The organism is Pseudomonadota bacterium (assembly GCA_039033415.1).
Taxonomy (GTDB): Bacteria; Pseudomonadota; Gammaproteobacteria; order Xanthomonadales; family SZUA-38; genus JANQOZ01.
Map to the genome: position 1 here is coordinate 40,418 of JBCCCR010000023.1, position 25,909 is coordinate 66,326.

Below are 25,909 nucleotides of genomic sequence, written 5' to 3' on the forward strand. Positions count from 1 at the left end.
GATTTTGGTCGAAGATTTGGTTCACAAAGCCGTTTCTGTTTGCCTATGACAATGATACTTCCCCTTGACGTTCGACAAGAGTCTCCTGTAGTTTGTCGACATGAAGAAAAAAGACGAAGTGCTCCAGGGCACCCTGGATCTCTTGGTGCTCCACGTGCTGAGCGAAGGCCCACAACACGGCTGGGGCGTCGCCCAAACGCTGCGCCTGCGATCAAATGATGTGTTGCTAGTCACCCAGGGCTCCCTTTACCCCGCCCTTCATCGGCTGGAAAAGGAGGGGTGGATCGAATCCGAATGGGGGACGTCTGAAAACAACCGCCGGGCGAAGTTCTACCGTCTCAGTAAAGCCGGACACGCTCACCTGGAAAGCGAGACGCAGCGCTGGCGTCGATTCACGGCCGGGGTCGATCTGGTGCTCGCAGGGAGCCCGGCATGATGCTCAGCTGGCGGACCGGAGGCGATCTGGATCAGCAGCTGGACGATGAGATCCAGTTTCACCTTGAACTCGAAACCGACGCCAACATGCGTCGCGGCATGTCTCGCCAGGATGCTCAAAGGAAGGCCCAGCTAGACTTCGGCAGCGTCGAGGCCGTGCGCGAAGAGATGCGCGCCCAGGCTCGTACCTACTGGATCCGCCAGCGCTGTAAAGAGCTGTGGATCGGCTTGCTCCAGCTGTTTCGCGAACCTAGCTACGCGTTGACGTTGATCGGAGTGCTTACCGCCGGCATCGGGCTAGGCATCGCCGTACTCATGGTCGCTCATCAGATTCTCATTGCGCCGCTCGACTACACCAACAGCGCGCGGGTTGTCGTTGTTCATGAGATGAATGCCGAGCAGAGTTCGGAACCCGAAGGGGCATCGCCCGGCAATTTCTTCGACTGGGTCGACAGGCAGTCGGGCTTTGCCGTACTGGGCGCTGCAGCACCTTTTGGGCTTGATCTGCGGCAGGGAGATCGAACGGTTTCTCTGGATACCTCAAGAGTCACCCTTGACTACCTTCAAGCGCTAGGAGTCAGGATGCGGCTCGGCAGCCGCTTTGACGAGAGTCATTTCCTGCCCGGCGCTGAACCGGCGGTCATCCTGTCATGGTCAACCTGGCAGACGCGTTTTGACGCGGACCAAACTCTGGTCGGAAAAACGATCGAGCTCGACGGTAGGCCGACGCAGGTCATCGGAGTCCTCGACCCCGCAACGCCGGACCTGAGAGGCGGCAAAGCGCTGATTCCCATGGATATGGGTCCCGGGGAAGCCGCCAGTAGATCAGGTAACTACCTGACGGTCGTCGGGCGCCTGCAGCGGGGTGTGAGTTTGGCAACCAGCGCCGCCGACATGCGCAACATCGCCCAGCAGCTGGCCACGGACCATCCGGTCACCAACAGTGGCTGGATGACGCTGCTGGTGCCGCTGCGCGACCATCTGCTCGGCGAGGAGCAAAAAATCGCCAAGGCCCTGCTGGTTTCCTGCCTGTGCCTACTGGGCATCGTTTTTGCCAACGTCGGGGCACTGGCCATGGCCAGAGGACTCAGCCGTGCCCCGGAGCTAGCGACCCGTTTTACGCTGGGCGCGAGGCGAGGCGAGCTCATTCGGCAGCTTGCGATTGAGAACCTGATTCCGGTGCTAATCAGCTTTGCGCTGGGTTTGGGGTTGGCCGCCGGCATACTGAAGTTACTTGCACCCAATGCGCCAACCGTTCTCGCTGACCTTGGCACTTTTCAATGGGGCCCGATACTAGTGCTCGCTCTGGCAGGTCTTGCGCTGCTCACGCTGCTGATCTCCGTGGTGCTTCCCGCGGTGCGGCTGACGGGCCACGGGCTGGCATCGGCCATGCGCATGACCGCTGCGCAGGCGACCCGCAGCAAACGTACGATCCGCGTCCAGCAGGGGCTCATCGCCATGCAGATATGTCTGGCGATGCTGTTGATTGCGGGCGCGGGCTTGCTGCACCAGAGCCTGCAGCGACTGCTGGATACCGACCTCGGCTTCGCCGATCAAAACCGTGTCGCTGTCGAGCTGTTTCTTTATGATCTGCATCCCAACCCGGCCGCGCGCAGCGCCTTTCAACAGGATCTAATCACTCAGCTGAAGGCATTACCCGAACTCGGTTCGGTGGCAACCGGCAGCGCGATGCCCTTGATGCCGGCACTGTATTCCCTGGAGGGCGTGGAGATTCTTGACGGCCGCGCCGGCAACGGGGTGCGCGCGGCAACCAATGCGATCTCTCCGGCGTATTTCGACGTGCTGGCTATCCCGGTGGTCGACGGACGCAACTTTTCCACTGACGACGATTTCGACGCTCGTCGGGTCGTCGTGATCAGCCAGTCGTTTGCCGACAAATATTTTGCGCAAGCCTCGCCCTTGGGCGAGCAGCTTCGGTTTGGCGTCATGGGGCGTCCCCAAGCCTGGACGATTGTTGGGGTTGTCGGGGATGTGCTTGACGCAGGACCCGCTAAGCCGCCTCAGGCCACCATCTACGTGCCGAATGCCCAGGCGCGGGTGGGTGGCATGTCCGTGATTGCGACTGCTGTCGGCGACCCAGAGAAGGCCCTGGCGTCGCTGCAAGACAGGATCTGGGAACTGTCCCCTGGCCAATCTATGTCGCTGGCGTCAACCGTAACAGCAAAACTTGATGATGCCCTGCGGCCGGCACGATTTGTCCTGGCGCTGCTGACAATCTTCGCGGCCACAGCCATCGCTATCGCGATGATCGGTCTGTATGGCACAACGGCGTATTTCGTCAAGCGACGGCAACGCGAAACCACCATCAGAATCGCCCTAGGGCTCACGCCGCTGCGAGCGCTGATGTGGGTTCAGTCGCAGACACTCCTGGCCTGCCTCGCGGGAATATTGGTCGGCGTCATCGTGGTGTTGACCGGTCTTGTATGGCTCCAGGAGCTAGTCCATACCACGTCGATCCGCGACCCATTTGTCATTGTGACGAGCGCCCTGCTGATTCTGGCGCTGGCAACGCTGGCAGCAACACCCTCGGCGATTCGCTCGGCCAACACAAACCCTTCGCTGGCGCTGCGCCAGGACTGAACCGTGAAGGCTGATTGGAACATGGATCGCCCGCGTCAGCGGTCAATCGCCACCGTCAGCAAGCCTGCCGGCTGGATCGCCATGACGCTGCTTGGTGGACTGACGCTGGGGCTGTTTGTCTGGGCCGGCATCAACCTGTTCCTGGTCAAGGAAGCAGTAGACCGAGACGAACTCTGGACGGATACCGTGACGCGGGGAACACTCACCTGGGAAGTCGCGGCAGCGGGCTCGCTTCATCCGGCCAACACGCGCGTTGTATCTACGCTGATCGCAGGCCAGGTCGTGGAGCGGCACCTGGAGGTAGGAGACGCCCTGAAGCCAGGAACACGGATTGTCACGCTGGAAAATTTGAGCGAAAAACGTCGGCAGCTCGAAATCGGGCAAGACCTGCAGATGGCCCAGGCGGAGTTGTCCGAGCTCATGGGCGAGCTGGAAACCCGAGCGCTCGAACGCGAAAAGGTTCGCCACGAGCTGGCCTTTGAGCTGCAGGACGCGCGACGTCGCGCGGAAGCCAGCCGGTCCCTGGGGGTCGGCGTACTTCCGGAAATCGAGATCCTCCGGCTGGAGGAACGGGTTGAGGCTCTGGAGACTCTGCTCAGCGTCGAAGAAAAGCGAGCGCACGCCGCGGCCGCATCCGCCGGCGCTCAGGTCCAGCAGCAGCGGACGCGTGTCGTACAGCTGGAGCGCCTCAAAGATTTCCAGGACCAGGTAGTCGACTCCCTGCAAATCAGAAGCACAGTGACCGGGGTGCTGAAGACCCTGCCCGTCCAGCCCGGACAATGGCTCGCCGAGGGCATCGCGCTGGCGGAGGTAGTCGAGCCGGGCGAGCTGATTGCGCGACTGCAGGTGCCCGAAAGCGCCGCTGCGGCTTTACGAACCGGCCTCGCCGCCCGGCTGAATGCCCGCGGTATCGAGCTTGAGGGAGTTGTCAGCCGAATCGATCCTGCGGTGAGTGCAGGCACCATTACAGTAGATATTGATCTTGAGTCAGCGCCCGAAACGCTTCGTAACGACCTGAGCATTCAGGGCTACATCGAACTGGATCGCCTGGAAAACGTACTGTCTGTTACCCGCCCGGTCGGCGTCGATCCACAAACGTCGGCACAGCTATATCGGCTCAATGAAAAAGTGGTTGAGCCGGTGGTCGTAGGCCTTGGACGCGTTGCGGGTGATCGTATCGAAGTGAAAAGTGGGCTATCGGCAGGCGATCAAATCGTGTTGTCTCAAGCTGGTAACAGCCAGCGCAATCTTTCTGCAGCCAGGTAAAACGGACTCGCTATGAATACCAATCGACCAATGATTTCACTTGACGATGCGGTGCGCGTTTTCTCCGCGGAAACCGTCGAAACCAGCGCCCTCGACGGCGTTTCGTTGCGGATCGACCGCGGCGAATTCGTCGCCATCGCCGGGCCTTCAGGCGGCGGCAAAACCACCCTGCTTTCGGTCCTGGGCCTGCTAGACACCCTGAATTCCGGCGGCTACCAGCTTGACGGCGAGGACACGATCGGCATGAGCGCTGGCGAGCGAGCCGTGATTAGGAATCGCAAGATTGGATTTATCTTTCAGTCGTTCAACCTCCTCGGCGATCTAACAGTCTTCGAGAACGTCGAGCTTCCCTTGTCGTACCGAGGCATGAGCGAAAAAATTCGGCGGCTGCGGGTCCAGGAAGCGATCGAACGTGTCGGGATGGCCCATCGGTCCGGTCACTACCCGTCGCAGCTATCGGGGGGGCAGCAGCAGCGGGTTGCGGTGGCACGCGCTATCGCAGGCAATCCCGCCGTCCTCCTGGCGGACGAACCGACGGGTAACCTGGATATGGACAGCGGCCAAGAAGTGCTCGACCTGCTAACCGAGCTTCACCGCACCGGGTCCACCATCGTTATCGTCACCCATGATCCCGCGTGCGCGAGACGCGCCGGCCGGATTGAATATCTTCTGGATGGCCGCCTTATCAAATCCGCGGACGTAACGCTTGAGCTTCAGCAACGAGGTTTCGTCTCGGTTGCGGCGGGTTGATCGTTTGGCGATCAAACGGGTTATTCCTCAGCAGCGGGTCACCGCTGCGCAAGCTGATGGTACGAAACAGCGTGACTGCCACCGCCCCCGGCACAGTTGATTGAAGTCGGTGAGGGGAGTCACAGGGTACGCCGCTGCGTTGGATCGTTTTGTGGCGGCCACGGAACGGGTCAGTTTCGCCGAACTTCATGCGCCCTACCTACCGCTGCTGCCGAAAGCCCCGGGAAGAATTTTGGATGTGGGCGCCGGCATTGGTCGCGACGCATCTGTGCTGGCTGAAAAAGGCCATGTGGTGACGGCGGTTGAGCCCCTGCTCCAGTTCGTTGACGTGGCGGAAAGAACCTACGGCGAGGCGAAGATCCGATGGGTTGTAGACTCGCTGCCAAAGCTGGGACGACTCGATAAGCCTGACGAAGACTATGATTTCATCCTGGTGTCGGCAGTGTGGCACCATCTGACTGCCGACGAACGAATAAGCGCCATGTCCAGACTCTCCGAGCTGACGTCCCCGGGCGGCATTTTGGCGCTGTCGCTGCGGAATGGTCCTGCAGGTGTGGGAGCGCACGTTATTCCCACCGACAGCGGGGAAACCATTGAGCTGGCCGGGAGCCTCGGCTTCGAAACCGTTGTTTCATCTCTAAACCAGCCGAGTCTGATCGCAGAGAAAGCCGAGGTGACGTGGTCGAAACTGGCTTTCCGGCGACTCTGACAAAACGAGCCGAGAAGAGATACGTAAGACAGAGTCCGTGCGGTAAGCGAACGCGGGTCACTCAGACTCACTTTACGTTTCCCCAAGTAACGACAAGGCTCTCTCCGCGATTTACATTCCCTAGGGTGGAGCAACTGGGATTCGCGGAACCAGCAGGTAGGAGTCATATGCGCCGCCAAAATGCAGGACATGTAGGCCCTTGTTGTCCGACGTGACCTTTTGGAAGATCGGTGCGTGAACCGTGTCGCGCGGACTCACCGTCAGCCTGAGTCCCTCGCCCGCATAAAAGAAGGTGCTGCTCGGACAAAACGCGAAATGAAGCGGCACCACTTCGCCGGGTTTCAGCGGCAAATGAGAGTCTCCGGCCGGTATGGGTAACCATGGCTTGGAGGCGTTGACGTCGAGCGCTCTGCGGGAAGCGCGGCAGTAGCCGCGCGTCAGAACGTCCTCCTCGCTACCCACCGATCCGTTAAAGCGAATCGGAGCTCTCGTCTTGTCCAGCTTATCCACATAGCCACAAAGGGCCACATCCTGCGGACTCGGCAGGCCGGCCGCTGCCGGCCTGACCTCAACCCACACTTTCAACATCATGTAGCCAGACAGTTCGGTGTCGTCATCGAAAACCATTTCGAAGCGCGCTTGGCCATTCTGGGCGTCGTAAGAGACCTCTGCCGACGACTTGGATTCATCGTTTGCTAGTCCATCTGACGTGAGAAAGAGGCGCTCGTACTCGGTGTGTGGTAATGGCCACTCACGCTCACGGCGCACCTCTTTGATCGTTTCGCGATCCGATCGAACCTCAAGCCGAATGTAGGGCGCCTCCGCAAAGTCGTTTTCGACCTGCCTCAAAAAATGATCCATAAACTGCCGCTGAAGCTCGAGGCATTCCGGCGAGTAGAACTCGGCCCACTTGCCGTTTCGATGGGTATACAGCCATTTCTTGTCGCTGCTCGCCTTTTCGTACGCACGAAAAGTGCCCATCGTGTGCAGCTCGTGATCAGAAAATGATGCACCGACAAGCATCGGCACAGTGATGTTCTCAAGCGGCGGTGCTTTTGCCCGCCAATAGTCGTCATACATCGGATGGCGATCCAGAATCTTCGGGGGAATCGCCTCTTCAATCGCCAGATATTCCTCAAGAGGCACGTTCATCGATTCCTTCACCTCGGTGTGCCACCAGAAATCCAGAAAACCGATGTCGGCGACGCCAGCGCGACAAACCAGATCGTGGTAGAGGTTTGAAACGCCCTCCCAGGGAATGATGCACTTGAGGGCATTCGGAAGCTTTTGACCGTCAGGGACGGCGGCCGCCAGGTATTGGCTAATACAAAGAAAGCTCACACCGCACAGGCCAACGCCTCCGTCGGACCACGGTTGCTCTCCAACCCAGGCAATCGCATCACGGAATGTCTGACCCTGATGCTCTGACAGGATGGTGGGTGGTCCGCCGCTATTGGCAAAGCCCGGCAGGTTTAGGTTTACGAGGTTGTAGCCGGCAGGCACCCAAAAGCCCGGATCCGGAGACTCCCAGCTGGTCAGCGTGGAGAACCTCGGCCGTGCACCGGCCTGTGGGATCAACCGATACTGCGACGGCGGGCCGCCAAACGGTGTGTTTCCCAATACGCTGATTTTTCGGTTGTCATAGGGATGTGCGCACATGATGGTCGGGCGCGCGGCATCACCGGCCGATCGCGAGCGAAAGATATTGGCGGTCAGCTCAAAGCCGCCTGGCACCTCAATCGGTACGTCAAAGTGCGACTCGATGTCGGGGTCAGGTTCGTAGAGTTCGCACTGAGGCCGGAAGAACTGGCGGCTGCGCAGCGCGCGTTTCAGCATGGGCCACGCGGCCCCTAGCGTATCGAGCTTTCCCATCAGCGGTTGCCTCCACGACGTTGCTGCGAAAGCTTATGACAACTCCCGTGGGTTCAGCTTAACTCGGGTTAAGCGCTGTCCGACGCCTTCTCTTAAACCGACTGAAACCCTGTGGCGTGATGCCAAGAAACGCCGCGATATCGCGCTGGCGAACGCGATCAAGAACCGCTTCGTGGTACCGCTCCAAGAATTGATAGCGGATTTCCGTATCGACGCGGCTCTTTGCGGACAACACCTCCTTATCAAAGCAAAGGGTCTCCATCGCTTTGAGCCGAAGGTAACGTCCAAGCTCACCACCGCCGATAAATTCATTGCGAAACAGCGTGTCGGGGATGGCAACCGCCGCCAGCTCGGTTAATGCGATCAGGTCATCGGCGGCGTATTGCTGTGTCCACGCGCTGGTCAGGTTCGCGCAGACCTGGCCCTTTTCAAAAAATCGGGCAATCGAAATCTGCCCGTCAAGATGGGTTTGTCGCGATGCCGCTATCCCCTGGGTGATAAAAAACCATCGCTCGGCGATTTCAGTCTGCCGGTCGATCACTTCGTCAGGCGCAAATTGAACGACGTCGAATTGTGGCGCCAGACCCACCCAGTCGGCATCGCTCAGCGCTATGCCCAAGCGGGCCATGTCACTGAGGAGTGCAGCCAATGGCTTCTTTATCGCACTCCGATTTTGGGGTTCTTCCAGGGCCATGTTTTCGCCTATGAAAACGCGCTCAAGCTTGGCAGCTTAGAGATCGATCAAGATTCAGTCCTGAACCAAGGTTAACTCGGCACCACACGCAACCCAGCCCAAAAAGAAGAAACACATGCCACAACGGAAGGTACACTAGAGTTCGTTCCACGCTGGGTGTCAACCGCTTCCATGCTCACCAAAGAACGACTAATTCGACTGTGCAGGGCCCGTGACCAGCTTCGCGATACGGATGGGGCGCTGTCCATCGATGAGATTGCCAGCGACGCCGCTTTGTCGCGTTATCACTTTATTCGCCAGTTCAAAGCGGTGTTCGGGGAAACGCCTGTTCAGTACCGCACACGGATGCGCCTGGACTGCGCCAAGCGCCTCCTGGTCGAAGAAAACCACTCCATCACAGACATCTGCATGATGGTAGGGTTTTCCAGCCTGGGCAGTTTTAGCGCCCTTTTTTCGCAACGGTTTGGCCGGCCGCCCTCAGCGTTTCGAAAAGCGCTTACGGGCTCTGGCGAATCGCTGTCGCCGGGCTGCATCACGCTGATGAACGCGGCTCAAACGCACAATTCGCAAATTTTAAGAAGCGACGACCCAACCGAACCGGTTGAAATAGGCTAACTCACCAAGCAGGAAGCCTCGCATGAAGATCAAACTGAACGGCATTTTTGTTGATGACCAGCAAAAGGCGCTCGACTTTTACACCGACATCCTGGGGTTCAAAAAGAGCCAGGACTTTCCTGTCGGGGAGTTTCGGTGGATCACCGTTGCATCACCCGAAGGCGGCGACGCTGAGCTTGCCTTAGAACCCAACGCCAATCCCGACGCCCGGGTTTTTCAGGAAGCCATGTTCAAACAGGGTATTCCGATGACCGCCTTTGAGGTCGATGACCTGGAGGGTGAGGTCAAGCGCCTGACTGACCTCGACGTGGCGTTTACCACCGGCCCTACGGATGCCGGCGAGGTGACCTTTGCGGTGTTTGTGGACACCTGTGGCAATCTGATTCAGATCTACCAGCCCAAGTCGTAACGTTCGTCGGCGGCCAAGCGCATCTTGGCCGCCGGATTCTTATTTCCCGACGAACGAGGCTAGAAACAGCTGTGCAAGCGGCGCGTTTTGGACCTCAGCTCGGTCGAGTGGATTGCCCCAGTAAAGGCCTTCCGAGTTGGCCAATGCGATCATGGTCAGCCCGATCGAGGGGATCTTGAGATAAAGAGCCGAGTATGCCTGGTCCCACCAGCCGGCGTGCCAGATCAGCTGAAGCCCTTTATAGTCCTGGGCATACCAACCGATGCCATACGGCGCCGTTCCACCACCGGTAAATGGCGTTGGCTGGAACATCGCCGCGCGCGAACGGTCCGAAATCAGCTCACCGCGGTCCAGGGCCATATCGAATCGCGCTAAGTCCAAAACTGTTGCGATGATGCCGCCGGCCGCGCCGTCTCCCTGAGGGGGTGGTGGATCAGCCGGAATGATTTGCCCGGTCTCGTCGATGCGATGGGGCGGGGCCAGCTTTTGGGCGAGGCGTTCCGGGAGCGGCAGCGCACGGTGCTGCCGGGCGGATTCCAACATTGCGGCCGGGGTAAGCACCAGTTCGGCAACCAGCGTCGAAAACGGTTTTCCCGCCGCCGCCATCACCGGCCGTGAGGCCCAGGAGAAGACCACCGGGTTATAGGAAAAAGCGCTGCCCGGAACGCCGGCAGCGGTGTGGGAAAGCAGGTGGCGGAGCGTGTGGCTGGCGGGGTCACACTGGAGATTGCGTGCAAAAACTGAAGGCTGCTGGCTGAAGCTTGCGCAGAATTCCGACCACCGGCTGTATTCGCCAATCGGCCGATCCAGTTCGACGAGACCGTCTTCCACCAGCCTCATGATCGCAACACCGGAAATAGGTTTTGTCACCGACGCAACGTTGTAGGGCGTGCTGGCCGTTGCAGCCACTGCGTTCTCGAGATCTGCCCACCCCAGGCCTGCCGCCAGCAGGAGCGATTGATCCTTTACCACCGCCAGGGACAGACCGGGGATGCGATGTTCCTTACGCAGCGCCTCAACTCGCAGCAGGAAGTCGGTCGTTGCGGGCGTCCGCTCTGGTTCAGCGAAAGGCGCTGTGGCGACGACCAGCGAGCCCAGGAATACCGTTGCCAACGATCGACAAATGCGGCCTACCGCAGGTAGCGTTAGTGGAAATCTCATGGTTGTCCTCCTTCCGTTTGCTGGTTGTCGGGATTGCCTCACTTTCAGCGCAGCTGCTGACTGGCAATCTCGTACCCGCTAAGTGGACGAGGATCGAGCGGATATCCTTACGTCGTTCGGTTTTCCTTTAGGGTTCAGCGTCTGGCAACAGGCGAAGCAGCGACAGGACATCTGCCCAGACAGATCAGACAATCGCCGCGCTGGAATTCAGCGTGAGGCAAGCAGAGGGTTTAAGGAGTCGTCAACGCCGACTGCCGGGGCGCCCGGTCTGAGAAAATGCGGCAACTCATCGTGTCCTGCGGTCCCGGACACTCCCACCGCGCCGGTTCGCCCGCAACGGCTTCATTGGTCACGTTGATTGCGAGACCGGAAAGATAAGCCACAAAGCGTGCGACATGGCTGTCGTCGATCAAGCGCCCCCTGCTCCAGCGATATTGCTCGGCGTCTTGGCGGTCGTAAATCCGATTGCCCGCAGCATCAGCCGCGCTGTCGAAGGCCATTTCGAACCGATCGGTGGAAATCTGCGTGATGTTGTACTGGATTTTGCTGTTGTCGGGGAATACCACCCGAACGTAGGGCGTTCCGGTCATGAATCGGTCTTTCTGGATTACGAGCAGCAAGGTAAAGAAGCGGTGCCACCCGAGCCAGGCGCCGTGCTTGTCCTCGAGGGCATCGTGGATTCGAGAAACGTAATTCTGGTTCTCGATCACGTCATAGGCCGATTCCGCGGAGCGGCCGGCATGAATGGGCGGGGCCTTCAGCGGTTCGCGCGGCCACAGGCCGCTTAAGGGTCCTGAGACAGTCAGCATCGCCAGCACGGCCACGACCCAGGTTCGCTGCTGCCACGGCGTCCGCCGGTCCTCACTTTCGGGGCTCGGCGGCACCAGCATCACCAGCGCCGCACAGGCCAGCCAGGAAAAGAGCAGCGCGAGAAACGCCCAGAGCACCTTACGCCAGCCCCGAACCCGACGGGTTAGAAGGACGAGCGTCACCGGCACAAACACAAAAAATAACGCGAAAAAGAAGGAGAAGTCGTAAGAGACGTTCATGGATCTGAGCTAAGTGTCTGGCCTGGCGATTTCAAGTCCGTCGCAGGAAATTTCATCATCAATTGGCGGTTTTGTCTCTCCAATTCGATTCACAGCCTGAGATCGCCGAAACGTTATCGGCGGCTAGCTATTTGAGTCTGGAGAAGATTGATGAACGATCGAAGAACGTTAAGCCTGGCAGCAGCCGTTTGCACGCTGTTTTTTTGCCTACAACACCCCATTAGCTACGCGGTCCAGTGTGACGCCGACGACCCGGGTGCCGATCACGTGCTGCTCGGTGATCCCCGTGGTATCAGGACTGCGCTCACGGAAAATCGCTGCGCAGAATACATTCTGGGAGCCTCAGAGCACGCGATCGGGAACCCAATTTTTCTGCGGGACGTGGACGCACTGATTTCTGGAGGGTGGGCGTCCGGGTCGTTAGATAACGACAACCCAGAACAACTGGACGTGCCAACCGTGGTCGATATCGTGATCGGCAGAGGCTTCACGATCGAGGCCGATCCAACCGGGCCGCGTCGTACGATCGTACTGGATAACCTGATCATCGAAGGTTCGGGTCGGCGGGATACACCGGAACGCGGCCGAGGTGGCGGAATCCTTGCTGACGGGCCAATCGACCTGTATCTAAGAAACGTCATCATCCGAGACAACTTCGCTATCACCGGTGGGGCGGTTCATCTGACTAACGGTGCTCGTTTGTTGAGCTATGACGACACCAACCCGCCGGCGTTTTCCGCCGACACGGAGACTTTTTTGGCCGCCGGCGACACGCGTCGAGCCACCCGCAGCCACCTCTCAGGCAATACCGCTACGCATGGTGGGGGTATCTACTGTGACGGCGGGTCTTTCATCAACCTGCGCCAGGTCATGATTGAATCCAATATTGCGGAACGCTCGGGCGGTGGCGTATTTGCATCGAACTGTGACGTGTCCGGTAGTGGCGTTTTTATCAACAGCAATGAGGCGGAGGAATTCACTGGTGGGGGCCTGTTTCTCAGGCACAGCACCATGGACCTGCGCGGCGGAACTGTTTTTAACAACGACGCAGGACAGCAGGCCGGCGGCATCTACCTCGGTGACTCCTCGGGTTACTGGCAGGGCAACATCAATGCCAATTCGGCTGCCCGAGGTGATGGTGGTGGAGTTTACTGCGAGGCGCCAGACGGCACTCGAAGCATCTTGATGCTAGGTCAGTCCAACATCAAAACGAACCGAGCGGCCCGGGCGGGTGGCGGCGTGTTCCTTTCTGACTGCACGCTAACCCATGACACGACCCGTTCCAATTACGCTATTGAGGTGGCAAACAACGCCGTCAACGATGACTTCAGCGATCCGCTGGCGGTAACTGACAACGCCAATTTGCATGCCGGCGGTGGTCTGTTTGCCCGTCGGTCCAACGTTACCCTTGGCGACGTCGACCAAAACATTGCTGTCCGCCTGTTCAGCAATCGCGTCAGCCAGCAGCGTGATAGCGATGGCAGCTTCAGGGACGTGGTCGAGAACCCGGTTCCGCCCCGCTTTCGGGAACTCGGTGCCTCTGGCGGCGCAATCGAGGTTCAGAACGGACGAGTTCGGCTCCAGAACTTTGAAATGCATGACAACCGGGCGCCAATCGGAGCCGCATTGGCGCTAACGGTTAATGGTGAAGCGGAGCTGCTCGCCGGTGAGGTCACGCAGAATCACGCAACCGGCCGCGATGTATCAGCCTACAGCAACAACAGCTGCATCTCGGGTCAGGGAGCGCTCTATGCGGGCACGTTCAAGTTTCACCAGCTCCATGAGCGCCATCGTTTGACGTTGGACCGGGTTCACCTCGCCCGAAACCAGGGCTACGTCTGCAGCAACGTGTTTGTACTGAACGCCAGTTCGCTGTCGGTCAGACACGGTGACGCAAGCGTGATCAATTCAGCTTTCTTCGAAGATGCGGGAGATAGTGCCCGCTATGCCATCAATGTGGGTTCCGGCGGCCGTCTGGAAATGCGCCACTCCACCGTCGCGGTACAACCTTTCATTGCCGCGGTGGGAGACTCTCTCTTCGGCTATACCGGTGGCGCCGAATTCTCGCTCCACAACTCTCTTTTCTATATCCTCGGACGACCGCTATTCGGTAGCTCCCTATCGCAGCGCTTCAACGCTCTCGACTTTCACTGTTCGGCATTTCCGGCACCCCTCGAAGAGTCCAGCGTGCTCGGAAGTTCGATCGATCGTTCCGTGGAAGACTACATCGAGCTCGACCCGGACTTCGACCCGTTCGAGAACCTCGTTCAGGGCGATTTGCGGCTGGAAGAAGGCTCGCTCCCGGTCGATCGCTGCGCCCTGGCGCCGGAGCTTCAGCTGCAACACTTAGTAGACCTATCAAGCCAACCCCGACCGGTGGACAGTGGCCTCGGCGATCCGTTGCGAGTCTACGATGCTGGGGCTTATGAAAACCCAGTCGGGACTATCGTTCTTAGCAACGCGTCGGTCGACCTCCAGCAACCGGCACCCGCCACACTTTCAACCGAGGGAACGGAACTGCGGCTGATTGTCGATAACGTGGGACGAACCAATCAGGTCGATTCCTTGACCGTGAGCGGTGCCGACTCGTTTACTGACCTGGAATTCCTTGGGGTGGCAAGCGGCACAACCTCTCTCTGGTCTTGCACCAATCAAAATCAGCACGACCTGCTGTGCAACCTGAATCTCCAGCTCTTTTCGGGCAACCGGCACGTGCTGAGATTTCTCGCTCGACCCAGCCCTGAGTCTGAGGAGGCCGAGATCACCGTCACCTTAACGACGCGGCAACCTGAGGTCACGCAAGACGACAATCACCTTGACGCCATTTTCGCCGTTACGAACGACAGCTTGCCGCCACCAGATCCTGAGATCTTTCGCGACAGCTTCGAATAGACCACTAACCCGGGCCACCAACCATCGGTGGCCCGGCACCCATTGTGACCCGGCTCCCGCTGAGCCCCGTCTGCGAGTCACATAAGCCTGCTATAGTTTTCTCATGGTTGCGTCGGGCCCAGATATCACCGCCCTGTTATCCCGCTACGGCGATGGCGACTCCGCTGCGCTGAGTGAGCTTATGCCGCTGGTCTACGGTGAGCTGAAGAAAATAGCCAGCCGCCAGCTGCGCGGCATGGGCGGGAACGGCCTGAACACCACCGGCCTGGTGAATGATCTATACATCAAGATCGCTTCACAGGATCCCCGAGCGGTGAACAACCGCGGCCATTTTTATGCGCTGGCTGCGCGCGCCATGCGCAACCTCCTGGTTGATCATTTGCGTGCCCGCAGCGCCGCGAAACGCAACGACGGCGAGGCCCCTTTGCCGCTCGACGAGGAGCTGGCCGGCACACCCGATCTTGCAGCCTTCTGGCTCAATGTCGACGGCGCCCTAACCGAACTCAGCGAGAGAGATCCGCGGCTGGTCAAACTGCTGGAGTGCCGGGTATTTGGCGGCTACAGCTTTCAGGAAACCGCCGACGTCCTGGAGGTTTCCGTCCGAACCGTTGAACGAGACTGGATGCGAGCGAAGGCATGGCTGCGTGCGCGGCTGGATCGGGGCGAAGCCTGAAACGTCGGTCGTGGCGGAATTGCGGCCGTAATTCGATAACTACTGTAGGCCAACTGATCCCGCTAGAAACAAGAGCATGTCAACCGTATTCGACGACTGGCAAACGCTGAACCCGCTCCTGGAGCAGGCGCTAGCGCTACCCAAAGACCAGCAGCAGGATTTTGTGAGTTCCGTGGAAGACAGGAGCCTGCGCCAGCAGCTTGCCACGTTATTGAAGGCAGCCTATGAGGAATCCACGTTCATCAGCCGCGGCGGCGCGTTTGCGGGAGACCTAGGGGACGAGCTGGTCGAGGATTTGACCCGCGGTCGCGACCCCGAGCCCAAGCGTGTCGGGGCTTATCTGCTGGTTCGTGAAGTAGGTCGCGGAGGGATGGCGCAGGTTTTCCTGGGGCGCCGTGCCGACGGGCTCTACGATCAGGAGGTGGCCATCAAAATTATGTGGCCAGGGCTCATCCGCGGAGATCTCCTGGATCGTTTTGAGCGTGAACGTCAGATTCTTGCGCAGCTAACCAGCCCTCACGTTGCAAGACTATTGGATGGCGGCGTAACCGAAGACGGCCGGCCGTGGCTGGCGATGGAGTACACCCCCGGCGAACGCATCGATAGATTCTGCGAAGCGAACGGGCTAACCGTTCCTCAGCGGATCGCTCTGGTTCGGGACGTGATGGGGGCCGTGGCGGCAGCTCATCGCCTGGGCGTCATCCATCGCGATATCAAGCCCGCGAATATCCTCGTTGAGCCCGATGGCAACCCTCGCCTGTTGGATTTTGGGATCGCCAAGCAGCTCAATCAGGGAGACGCAGAAACCGTCACCGATGCGCGGGTTCTAACCCCACAGTACGCCAGCCCGGAACAAATCCAGGGGCAGCCGGTGAGCCGGGAGTCAGATGTCTACCAGTTAGGTCTACTGCTGTTCGAACTCCTCACGGGCGAACGCCCGTTCGCCGCCGCAAACACCACGCCGCTCGACTGGCAGCGCCGAATGCTGGAAGAGCTCCCTCCCCGACCGAGCCGGGTGGCAAAAAACACTGGCCAACACCTGTCGCCCGACCTCGATGCGGTTGTCCTCAGGGCGCTCGACAAAGATCCCGCCGTGCGCTACTCCTCGGTCGAAGACTTTTCCCGTGATCTCGATCATTACCTGCGGGGGCTGCCGGTGGATGCCCGAGCCGGGCGAAAGCTATATCGCGCTCGCAAGTTTGTCGCTCGCCATCGCTGGGCGGCCGCCGGAGCCACACTCGTGTTTTTGCTCCTGTTCGGCTGGGGCGCAAGTATGACCTGGCAGGCCCGTCAGATAGAGCTCGAGCGCGACGCGGTGCGCCTGGAGGCGGCCAAGGCGGCCGAGATGGCGCGCTTTATGACCGATCTGTTTGAGTACGCCTCACCGGGTGTCACGCAGGGCCAGCCGCTGTCGATTCGAGCAATGGTTGATCGCGGTGCTGATCAGCTCGCCGCAAGGCTGGACAACCAGGATACGCTTAAGGCCGACATGCAGGAGGCGCTGGGGCGGATTTACACAACGCTGGGCGAGTTCGACGCGGCGATCGCCCAATTTGACCAGGCAGCGCAGCTGCGATCTGAGCTTCCACAGCCGACCGTTGACCACGCCGATTTTCTTGAGGCGCGCGCCGCCGCGTTGCGCGGTGCCGGCGAGTTTGAGCCGGCACTGGCGCTCCTGGGCGAGGTGCTTACGATTCGCGTCGCAACGTTTGGTGAGCAGTCCGTCGCCGTGGCCCAAACCCACAGTTCTCTCGGGGACACTTACGCGGAATACGGCAAGACCGCCGAATCCAGCGAACACTACCGCCAGGCGCTTGAGCTTCGGGAACGGCTGCTGCCGGAAGACGATCTGTCGCTGGCGATGTCCAGAGGGGATTACGGCATTGTGCTGCATCGGCAGGGGCTCGCTGAACAGGCCGCCCCCTACTACGAGCTTGCGCTGAAGATCCAGGAGCCCAGACTGGGGGCGTCACATCCGTCGACGCTGGACACGCTGCGCAACCTGGCGGTGGTGCAGTGGAGCCTCGGCAAAAATATCCGAGCACGGGAACTGCTGCTCGAGGTATTGGACCGCGAGCAGGCCATTTACGAAAAAGACCACCCACGCATGTCTTTCACGTTGGGATTTCTCGCCCGAGTTGCCGAGGACGAGGGCGAGCTGGGCCAAGCCGAAGACTACTGGCGACAAACCTACCGAGTGATGGCCAACACCTATTCAGCCGATCATCTGGTCACCGCTGGAGCCGAGCATGCCTTGGGTGAGGTCCTGCTGAGGCAGGGCAAACTCGACGAATCCTGCGGGCGCCTGGAAAACGCGCTCAAAATCCGCCTCACCGAACTCAGCGACGAAGAGAGACGAGTAAATCAATCGCGTGTGCAGCTCGCTTTGTGCCAGGCCCAACGCGGCGAGTTCGCCGCGTCAGCCCAGCACCTGACGGCGGCTGAGCCACATCTGACGTCCGACGCTGATCGAGCAGCGGCTGAACACGTTCGAAGCTTGCTCGCCGCTCGCCGGTAGGCTCTGGCTCAATGATGTATCCCTAGCGTCCGGGTGGTTGCGCTTCAAAGCCGTCACGAAAGATGCTTTCGGGATCTGCACTGCCCATGACCGATATCGGATCGGACAACTCAGACGTGTTGCCGTCGGCGTCAGTGGCGGTGGCCACGACCACATCCCCGACCATAACGGGCAGAAGCGGCGAGATCGCGATAGACCGCAGCGTCTGAGCGTCAGACAGCGGATAAGCGTCTCGCCCGAGAAGCCTGGCGCCCTCCTCCCCGTCTGCGTCGACCAGAAAGAACTCGACGGTCAGCGGGTAAGCGCTGTTGGCCGGAGCCGAGTCGACCAGGTAGCTGTAGGTGAGCAGCATGTCGCCGTCCCCAACCACGCTAGAGAACTCCGGGTAGTTCTGCAGATTGTTGGCGCCGGCGTCAGCGTCACCTGGGTCGTTGAGGTTGCGCCCGTCATTGCCGATGTCGATTTCCGCGGTCACGTTCCCAAATACCTGGTTGCCGAGAAGCGCGTTGTTCTGGCCTTCAATCTCAAGACCCAGATCACCGTTGAAGGCCACCACGTTGGCGTCTGTGAGCTCGCTACCGCCGATGGTATTGTCCCGCGTGTCAGAACCCGTATCGATGCCGTCAGCGCCATTGCCGAGCATGAGCAATCCGCTGCGGTCAGTGCCGACGAAGTTGCGGCGTACCCGATTGTCGAAGGAAACGTCAAAGAGCAAAATTCCGTCATTCGCGTTAGCGCTTACCACGTTGTCGGCAATCAAATTATCACTGGCGTCCTGAATGAAAACACCGTTGTTTTCGTTGCCGAGCGGCGTGATTCCGTCAGCACCAACCCCAATCAGGTTGCCGATAACGTCATTGCTGTTTGTTCGCTGAATAGAAATACCCTGCAGTCCATTGTCGGCCAGCACGTTACCCGCGCCCTCCGCAGGGCCTCCGACAACGTTGCCGGTCGTAAAAAGCGCAATCCCGGAGGCCCCATTGCCTCGCGGCAGCAAGCCGGTCGCGTCCGTTCCGATCAAATTCCCCTGAATGATCGTATCGTTGGCGTTATTAAAGACCTGGACACCGTCACCCTCGTTAGCACCGATCACGTTACCCTCGCCAGGTGCAGTCCCGCCGATACGGGTCCCTGGGGCATTGCTTAGAAGGATGCCTGGCCCAATACCGCCGCCCGACGGACCGAAAAACTCCACGTTGGGCACCGGGGTGGTTCCATCCGCACCGATGCCAATGAAGTTACCGATCACCAGGTTTTCGTTTGCCGGGTTAGCCTCAAGTACCAAGCCGGCACCACCATTGCCCACGATAATATTGTCGCGAACGACCGATCCGGTTGTTCCCCTGAGGTTGACACCAAAAACGGTGTTTCCCAACGCGGTGTTGCCGCTGATATCGGAACCCACCCGATTGCCCGCGATCAGCACATTGCTGGTGTTTTGCACAAACAGGCCGTCCAGGCCGCTGGCGGCGATAACGTTGCCGACGCTGCCGATGCTTTCCCCGATGACGTGGTCGCTGCCGCCCACAACACTCATTCCCAATTCGTCATTACCGATGCCCTGAGTGCCCGTCGCATCCGTGCCGAGGAAGCTGCAGGTGAGCGTAAAACGGTCTGAGGTTCGGACCCTGATCGCTTCCAGCGGCGCTGAGTACACGCTGAATCCTTTGATCGTTACGTCGTCACCCTGAACCAAAAATCCGACTCCGCCAGCCTGCATTGCATCGACCGATACGTTCAGGGTTGGCGGCCAGGCGCTGCAGTCGCTGCCTGGCTGGGTGCCGGCGTCGACGACGATCTCCCCTGCCAGCGTTGGCAACGCCCCGGCAAGCAGTATCACGTGCGGCCCCGACCCCGGTATCGCAAAAACCACCTCATCGCTGCCGGCAGCCGCGTTCGCGTCCGCAATCGCCTGACGCAGCGTCCCGGGGCCAGCGTCCGCGGTGCTGGTCACGGTGAACGTGGCCGCGTTGGTTAAGCTCGCCAGCGACAGCGCCGCCAGGCTGGTCAGTGTTCTAAAAATCCCGCCGGCCATCGCCTGGCTCCTCGCTTCAGTCTCTAGTGTTAGAGGCGAAAGCGGCAAAGAAACCGGATCAAGGTTGGTCCAGTTTTTTCGCCAACGGGGCGACGAAACCTATGCCTGAACGTGAGCCAATCGATTTCCAGTTGGGAACGGGCTGTGGCCGCGAGCAGGCCGTGCCCCGAAGGATTCCACGGGTCACTCAAAGCCGTCTCTGAAAACGGCGTCTCCGAGCAATACGATATCCACATTCCGAATCTCGACAGGGCCCAGCGGGGAAACCTCAATAATCTGTTCTGGAAAGTTCTCCGACACGACCGTCAGCTCGATCGGCGTTCCGGCCGTTACGAGCGAGCTATATTCGCCGCTCAGCGGATTTGAAGCGGTGATCTGATTGGTACTGGTAAAGATGACTGTTCCCACCGGTCCGCCATCACCATCACTGACGTTGCCGGTGATTCGCGCGCCGAGCTGATTGAATTCCGAAATGTTCATGAAAACGTCATAGGGAAACTCGTTGCCGTTTAACCCGAAACATTCACGGATGCGGATCAGCACCACCTCGCTGTTTTGAGTTACCCCAAGACCGGCGTCGACAATTTCTCGTCCGACCGGGATCGGTACGCCGTTGGGCGCGCACTCGTTGAATTCCGCCAGCGGTTCGGCGTTGGGATCGACAACGCGCGTCGCGTCAAAGATCTGCACATTCGGGGTGATCTGACTACCGTCACCGCAGATTCCTTCGCAGACATCAAACGCAAAGATACCGTTATTGAGCCGAAAGATGATCCAGTCCTCGTCGTCCTCTGCGTGGAACCAGTGTCGATCAGATCGTCGCGTCGTGTCAGCAGCGTTGCTGTCCGGAAACCGGGCCCTCAGCGGTGTATCGTCAACCTCGAAGCGATCGAGTTCAGGCAACGGCTGTCCGGTCGTCGTTATGACGAATCCGTCTCGCCGCCCGCCTGGACGGACGTCGTTCAATCCGTCGCGATAAACATCATCCTCAATTTCGAGTAGATAGGTTGCGGGCGTCGGGGCATTGACCGCCAAATCAAAAGCAATCGTACCGAGGGAGAGGTCGGGGATTTCAGGCCCACTGGCGACACCTTGGATCCGAATCGCCACGCCAATAACCTCGCAAGTGACAACGACGTTTGCAGGCCGCCCAAGACTCCCGCCGCACCGCGTTAGGCTGGGAACCAGATTGATGGTGTCAAACCGGATGAACGCTTCAAAAACGTCCACACCACTCCCGGTGCCTTCGTAGTCAACGTCGATGGATACCCGACTGCCGGGTTCTCCCTCCGTCGACCCGAGCTGGAGCGCCGGTGCCGCCGCCGCATCCTGCCGCCAAAACGCCATGGCCACCACCAGCACAACCGTCAGTTTGAACTTCACGGGAGATTTTTGAAGGGAGCTGACGGGTTGCACGGCCTGCCTGCGGATCGGTGGGCAGTCTTAAGATTTAGCACACCAACCCCGGGCTGGCGAGGCGAACGGACAGAAAACCTGCGATGGATGGAGCTGAAACAGGATTGCCCTTGCACTAAAATCCGAATACCGGTTTCTGCGGGCATCGTGATGCGGCGCCCGGCCCAAATTTTCATGCTACGGAGAATCCCATGAACCCATCGATCACCCTGACGCGAACCTGCCGTAGCCTCTTCGGGCTCTTGAGTCTGCTGGCTCTCACGCTTGGCGCTAGCCCGGTGCTGGCGGATTCGCATGCCGGCGGTGCTGCCGGAGACACCAAGATCGTCCTGATTACCGGCGCCAATCGTGGCCTGGGGCTGGAGTTTGCCAAACAGTACGCGGACGATGGCTGGACCGTGATCGGCACGGCGCGCAGCCCGGCAAAAGCCGACGAGCTGAAAGCCGTGGCTGCCGAAATGTTTCAGCTGGACGTCACGGACCGGGCCAGCATCGCGGCGCTGGCGAAATCCCTGGACGGTCGACCCATCGATATGCTGATCAACAACGCCGGGATTTTTCCGCGCGTGGGTGAAATCGAAAAGGTGGACGCCGATGACTATGCACGGACGCTGCTGGTGAACACACTCGGTCCGGTGTTGGTCACCCAGGCGCTGCTCCCAAACCTTCGCGCCGGTGACATGAAGCACATTGTCAACATCACCAGCCAGCTCGCGAGCATCGAAAACAACGGCGGCAACTTCTACGGTTACCGTGAAAGCAAGGCCGGGCTCAATATGTTCACCAAAACGCTGGCAGCCGAGCTGGAACCAGAGGGTTTTGTTTGCCTCGCGCTCCATCCCGGCTGGGTCCGTACAGACATGGGCGGGCCCAGCGCCACCCTGTCACCGGAGGAGTCGGTCAGCGCAATGCGTGATGTCATCAGCTCGGTGAGCACTGGTGATAGCGGTCAGTATCGCGCCTATACCGGCGCTGTGGTTCCCTGGTAGCCGCTCCCTGGATTGTCGCTAGGCTGAGCCTCTCGGCGACCGGTGGATGGGCCGGTCGCCTGCTCGGAGCTCGCTTCGGATTTTGTCCTAGCTTGCCCCTAGGGCAGCTGTAGGTCCGTGTCGCCCGTCATGGGCAACACGGTACCGCCCGGCTGGCGAAGCTGCCTGCCACTAGCGGTGCCGATCGCACCCGCCAACGTGCGCTCCACTCTAAGCCCAATAACCGGTAGCCCGCCAAGCCTGGCGACCATCCCCTGGCTTGGCCCGCTGGCGACCCGGGCATCGTCGAAAGCGAAACCGCCACGCTGACCGGTGCGGCTCGAATCACCGAAGTGGAGCACCATGCGCCCGTCGGCCCGGGCCTTGACGTCTTCACCGACGCGAAAGGCCGAATCCAGTACCGGATCAGCGCTCACGTTCAGCACCTGAACCGTCCAGGGCAAATTGACGGAAAAGAATACCGGCGGGACCAGCACGTCGCCGACGCTGTTGGCAATTAGCACGGGGACCCGGGTTGGCGCACCTCGCTCGTCGCTGTAGGTCGAGCGGAACGGTAAGATCGGCACCGGCTTGTCAGCTGGGGCAAACGCTTCGTCTTCGAAATAGCGCCGGGTTGGAAACACCAAGATGGCGTCCGTACTGATCTCCAGAGCCTCGCTGATCCGGTAGGTGGCCGCCAGCGAAGCCTGACTCAGCGCGGCGCTGACCGCTTCATCGCCGGATCGCCACAGCAGGTCCACAGACCCCTCGTCGGTAAAGACCGTTGAACGCACGCCGTCCGATTCCTGGCCGCTGTTGGCGTTGCTCAGCTCGGACTCCCCGACATCGGTTGGCGTGGAGTGCTGCTGCCGGGCGCTAAATTCTTTGAGTGCAACGGGCACATATTCGTAGCTGACCCCAGAGGCGGCATCAACCAGCATGGCGCGCCCTTCCAGGCCGCCAGTAGGCGGCAATAGATCGACAGAGGCGTCAATGCTCCAGAATCCGTTTGGCGCAACCCAGGCGGTATGGAGGCCGAAACAGGCGTGATCGTTGGCGAGTGCTGCCGCATCGCCGGTCAGCTCTCCCATTTCAAAAATCTCGGCATACCCCTCTCCAAGCCGGCGATCGACATCAGGGTCGTCGTTGATCAGGTCCGACTGGAGCGCAACACTCGGCGCGCCGTCTGGCAAGACTCCATCGTTTTGGGACAGGATAGACGGCACCGTGCAGGTCGAATCAACGGTACTGACGAAGGGTCGGCGACCGTCGGGTTCAGAACCCAGCAAAGCTGACCAGCTGTCGCCACCCCGGATATAGAGATTGAACTTCAGCACCGCCCGTCCTTGTTTGGCCTCGCGCACCACCACCTTGAGTGCCTTTGGGCGGCTGCTGCCGTTGGTTACGGAAACCACGGTGTCCATATGCCGCGTTGAATAGTAGGGATAGATCAGGACTTGTCCCGTCCCGTTGCTGCTGACCGAGACGGCCGCAGCTTTCGCTGGGAGCAGCAGGATCGCCAACGCGAGCAAAACCGGTTTCATGCCTTACCTTTCGTCAATGCTTGCCGAGTTGACGCGGCAGACGTGAAAAACCCTCCAATCCGCTCGCACGGGTGGAGGGTTGTGATGTCTGATGTCGCGGGCTGGCGACGTCAGCCTGGCAGACGACCTAGAGCTGCTCCATGATGCGAGACAGCAGCGAGTTGAAGTTGAAGATCTCGTCCTCCAATCCGCCCTCCAGGTCGTTGGCCATACCGACGACAACGTAGGGGTCCTCGCCGTTTCGCTCGAGCATCCACGCGTAGGTGTAGACCATCTGACCGCTGGCGCCGGACTCCAGATTACCGCCCTTAAACCAGATACGGTCCCAGCGTTCGTAGAGGTTAGGAAAGCCCGGGGTTGCGCCAAGGGCGCGCTCCACGACCAGCGCAGCGTCCGAACCGGGGTCGTGCTGTCGGTGCTGGGCAAACGCCCCGCAAACGTCCAGCGGACTGGCCTGCCACGTTCCGGTGACAAATTCGGGCTCGTTGAAAAAGCCGCCGCCGTTGGTGGCGATGGAGCCCAGCGGAACCAGCCTGTCCAGCAGGAACTGGCGCTGAAAATTTTCCGTCCCGTTGACATAGCTGGCCGCGTCAGCCGAGCTCACCGAGAACAATAGGTGGAACTGCTCGCTGATGTTGAGCTGCGGCGCCATGAGTTCGGGCCGGGAGTGGCCGTATTCGGCGTGTATCTCGTTGAGCCGGCCTCGACCCACCGCTTCATGAAGAATATCGGTCGCCGTGTTGTCGCTGATGCCCATCATCAGCAGCGACAGCTCGTCGAGCGACACGGCGCTGCCGATCGGCAGGTCCAGCAGCGGACCGCCGGGAGCCCGATCATTCGCGGTTACCGGCAGCAGCTGTTGACGAGTGAGGGACCCGTCGTTGAGCGCTTCGGCAACCCCGGCCAGAATCCAGATCTTGAAGATCGACGCCGTGGCGCGCGGCTCATCCTCGTTGCGGCCGACAACGGTTACGCACTGGTTATTCTGAATTCGAGCGACCAGCAGGCCGGGTGAGGCCGACAGGCTCGCGTATTCGTCTGCGGCCTGCTCGATACTCAGATTCTGATCGTCAGCGAAGACGATCGTGCCAGCACCGAAGCCAAAGTTTTGGTACGAAAAGCTGTTGATCAGACGCGAATTCACGTCGATCGAAAGATTGAGCGCCACCTCGCGACCGTTGGTGCCCGTCACCAGGCCGGAAACGGTCAGCGGAGTCGCGCTGGAGACGTCCGTCAACCTGGGCTGCGGCGCAAGCGACGCGATGTCAGCGAAGAACTCCCGCGTCTGCTCTTCCGAGAAGCTGGCAAACCAGACCGGCGCGAAGTTGTCGCGCAAGGCGGCGTCGCTGGTGTTGCCACCGGCGGTAACTTCGCCAAGCAGCCAAGTCGTGCGGCCGGTCGCATCGTTGTCCGGCAGCAGCACCTCTCCCGCCACGGTTGGCATGATTCGAGCGATCGCCGGATCATTGCAGACGTTCCCGCCGATCCCCACCAGCTGCTGAATCTGCAGGCGGAAATCCACAAAGTCGGCGTCCGTGGCGTCTAGGTCGGCGAAACCTGCGTCGCAGTTAAGACTGAAATTCACCCGTCCGGCCGGCTGACGATCGACGTCCGCTGGATCAAAGTTATCGCCAAACAGGCCGCCCACCGGCTGCACCATATCGAGCTGTACGCTGCCGTTGCCGATGTTGCCCGTGCCAATACCCACCATCCAGGCCTGGTTGCCGGCAACGTCGTAGGTAAACCAGTAGGCCAGCGGTGTCCCGTCTTCCAGCACCTCGACGGCGAACCCTTCGCCGTCGTTGACCGGGTCAAACCAGGAACCGCTCTTGGCAGGCACCAGCGGCTCGCTGGCAGCACCCACCTCCAGCGGCCGCGTGAGGCGCTCCAGGTTCTGGCTGCCGGCTTCCCCGTTGATCACGTAGTCGGCCCGTCCACTGACGTCGGAGGTGAAGGTCAGGGTCAGCTCACCCATGTCCTCACGCACAATGGCCGACGAGTCAAAGCTGGGCCCAAACACGCCTCCGGTCGGCATCAGCAGCTCGTCGATCTGCAGCACGTTACCGCTGGCTGAACCCAGGCCGGTAAACCAACGCTGCTCGCCGGTGCTGGTGTAGGTGAACCAGTAAACCACCGCGGACGCGTCGTCGATGAACTGCACCACAAAGCCCTCTCCATCTCGCGCACGATCGAACCAGGACCCACTCGCGGAGGTATCGGCGACCTTCGAGGCAGTTGGAGACGTCGCGATAACGCATGTGGTGGCGAGCAGGAATATGGCGGCAACGAAGACTGACTTCAT

19 protein-coding genes are annotated in these 25,909 nt (G+C 60.0%); 11 read left to right on the forward strand and 8 right to left on the reverse strand.

Going from position 1 to position 25,909, the window contains the following annotated elements:
- Nucleotides 1–100 precede the first annotated feature (100 nt).
- The 5 genes from AAF358_18145 (at nt 101) to AAF358_18165 (ending at nt 5,761) form a co-directional block, all read left to right on the forward strand.
- Entirely contained in the window at nt 101–436 is a 336-nt protein-coding gene (locus AAF358_18145) for a PadR family transcriptional regulator (protein ID MEM7707484.1), read from the forward strand.
- Nucleotides 433–3,036 (forward strand): ABC transporter permease, encoded by a 2,604-nt coding sequence (locus tag AAF358_18150; GenBank protein ID MEM7707485.1) that lies wholly within the window; start codon nt 433–435, stop codon nt 3,034–3,036. Before AAF358_18145 ends, AAF358_18150 begins: the two co-directional genes overlap by 4 nt.
- Nucleotides 3,037–3,039: 3 nt before the next feature.
- A complete protein-coding gene (locus tag AAF358_18155; GenBank protein ID MEM7707486.1) occupies nt 3,040–4,302 on the forward strand; it encodes an HlyD family efflux transporter periplasmic adaptor subunit in 1,263 nt (420 codons plus the stop codon).
- A gap of 12 nt (nt 4,303–4,314) precedes the next feature.
- Entirely contained in the window at nt 4,315–5,052 is a 738-nt protein-coding gene (locus AAF358_18160) for an ABC transporter ATP-binding protein (GenBank protein MEM7707487.1), read from the forward strand.
- Between the two features lie 109 nt (nt 5,053–5,161).
- Nucleotides 5,162–5,761, forward strand: a complete 600-nt coding sequence (locus AAF358_18165) for a class I SAM-dependent methyltransferase (protein MEM7707488.1) — start codon at nt 5,162–5,164, stop codon at nt 5,759–5,761.
- 120 nt (nt 5,762–5,881) lie between these two features.
- Here the strand turns inward: AAF358_18165 and AAF358_18170 are convergent, their stop codons facing one another.
- Nucleotides 5,882–7,633 carry a CocE/NonD family hydrolase gene (locus AAF358_18170; GenBank protein MEM7707489.1) on the reverse strand — a complete coding sequence of 584 codons (1,752 nt, stop codon included), beginning with the start codon at nt 7,631–7,633 and terminating at the stop codon, nt 5,882–5,884.
- Between the two features lie 58 nt (nt 7,634–7,691).
- Complete coding sequence (locus tag AAF358_18175; GenBank protein ID MEM7707490.1) at nt 7,692–8,282, reverse strand: cyclic nucleotide-binding domain-containing protein; 591 nt, start codon at nt 8,280–8,282, stop codon at nt 7,692–7,694.
- 216 nt (nt 8,283–8,498) lie between these two features.
- Here AAF358_18175 and AAF358_18180 point away from each other — a divergent pair, with 216 nt between their 5' ends.
- Both AAF358_18180 and AAF358_18185 read left to right on the forward strand, forming a co-directional pair.
- On the forward strand, nt 8,499–8,942 hold the full coding sequence (locus AAF358_18180) for a helix-turn-helix transcriptional regulator (protein MEM7707491.1): 444 nt from the start codon (nt 8,499–8,501) through the stop codon (nt 8,940–8,942).
- A 22-nt stretch (nt 8,943–8,964) separates the two neighbouring features.
- The gene (locus AAF358_18185; GenBank protein ID MEM7707492.1) at nt 8,965–9,351 is read left to right on the forward strand and encodes a VOC family protein; all 387 of its coding nucleotides are present in this window, start codon (nt 8,965–8,967) and stop codon (nt 9,349–9,351) included.
- A 39-nt stretch (nt 9,352–9,390) separates the two neighbouring features.
- Here AAF358_18185 and AAF358_18190 read toward each other — a convergent pair whose 3' ends face one another.
- Nucleotides 9,391–10,512 carry a serine hydrolase domain-containing protein gene (locus AAF358_18190; GenBank protein MEM7707493.1) on the reverse strand — a complete coding sequence of 374 codons (1,122 nt, stop codon included), beginning with the start codon at nt 10,510–10,512 and terminating at the stop codon, nt 9,391–9,393.
- A gap of 230 nt (nt 10,513–10,742) precedes the next feature.
- Entirely contained in the window at nt 10,743–11,561 is an 819-nt protein-coding gene (locus AAF358_18195) for a hypothetical protein (GenBank protein MEM7707494.1), read from the reverse strand.
- A 150-nt stretch (nt 11,562–11,711) separates the two neighbouring features.
- Between AAF358_18195 and AAF358_18200 the strand changes: the two genes are divergently transcribed.
- The 3 genes from AAF358_18200 to AAF358_18210 all read left to right on the forward strand — a co-directional run bounded on the left by AAF358_18200 (nt 11,712) and on the right by AAF358_18210 (nt 17,644).
- Nucleotides 11,712–14,453, forward strand: a complete 2,742-nt coding sequence (locus tag AAF358_18200; protein MEM7707495.1) for a hypothetical protein — start codon at nt 11,712–11,714, stop codon at nt 14,451–14,453.
- 103 nt (nt 14,454–14,556) lie between these two features.
- A complete protein-coding gene (locus AAF358_18205) occupies nt 14,557–15,126 on the forward strand; it encodes an ECF-type sigma factor (GenBank protein MEM7707496.1) in 570 nt (189 codons plus the stop codon).
- Nucleotides 15,127–15,202: 76 nt separating this feature from the next.
- Nucleotides 15,203–17,644, forward strand: coding sequence for a serine/threonine-protein kinase (locus tag AAF358_18210; protein ID MEM7707497.1), 2,442 nt, complete (start codon nt 15,203–15,205; stop codon nt 17,642–17,644).
- Nucleotides 17,645–17,666: 22 nt separating this feature from the next.
- Here the strand turns inward: AAF358_18210 and AAF358_18215 are convergent, their stop codons facing one another.
- Both AAF358_18215 and AAF358_18220 read right to left on the reverse strand, forming a co-directional pair.
- Entirely contained in the window at nt 17,667–19,679 is a 2,013-nt protein-coding gene (locus tag AAF358_18215; GenBank protein MEM7707498.1) for a right-handed parallel beta-helix repeat-containing protein, read from the reverse strand.
- A 183-nt stretch (nt 19,680–19,862) separates the two neighbouring features.
- Nucleotides 19,863–21,062, reverse strand: coding sequence for a hypothetical protein (locus AAF358_18220; protein MEM7707499.1), 1,200 nt, complete (start codon nt 21,060–21,062; stop codon nt 19,863–19,865).
- 224 nt (nt 21,063–21,286) lie between these two features.
- Here AAF358_18220 and AAF358_18225 point away from each other — a divergent pair, with 224 nt between their 5' ends.
- Entirely contained in the window at nt 21,287–22,084 is a 798-nt protein-coding gene (locus AAF358_18225; GenBank protein ID MEM7707500.1) for an SDR family oxidoreductase, read from the forward strand.
- 98 nt (nt 22,085–22,182) lie between these two features.
- Here AAF358_18225 and AAF358_18230 read toward each other — a convergent pair whose 3' ends face one another.
- Both AAF358_18230 and AAF358_18235 read right to left on the reverse strand, forming a co-directional pair.
- The gene (locus tag AAF358_18230) at nt 22,183–23,607 is read right to left on the reverse strand and encodes a hypothetical protein (protein ID MEM7707501.1); all 1,425 of its coding nucleotides are present in this window, start codon (nt 23,605–23,607) and stop codon (nt 22,183–22,185) included.
- Between the two features lie 127 nt (nt 23,608–23,734).
- Nucleotides 23,735–25,909 carry a serine hydrolase gene (locus AAF358_18235; protein ID MEM7707502.1) on the reverse strand — a complete coding sequence of 725 codons (2,175 nt, stop codon included), beginning with the start codon at nt 25,907–25,909 and terminating at the stop codon, nt 23,735–23,737.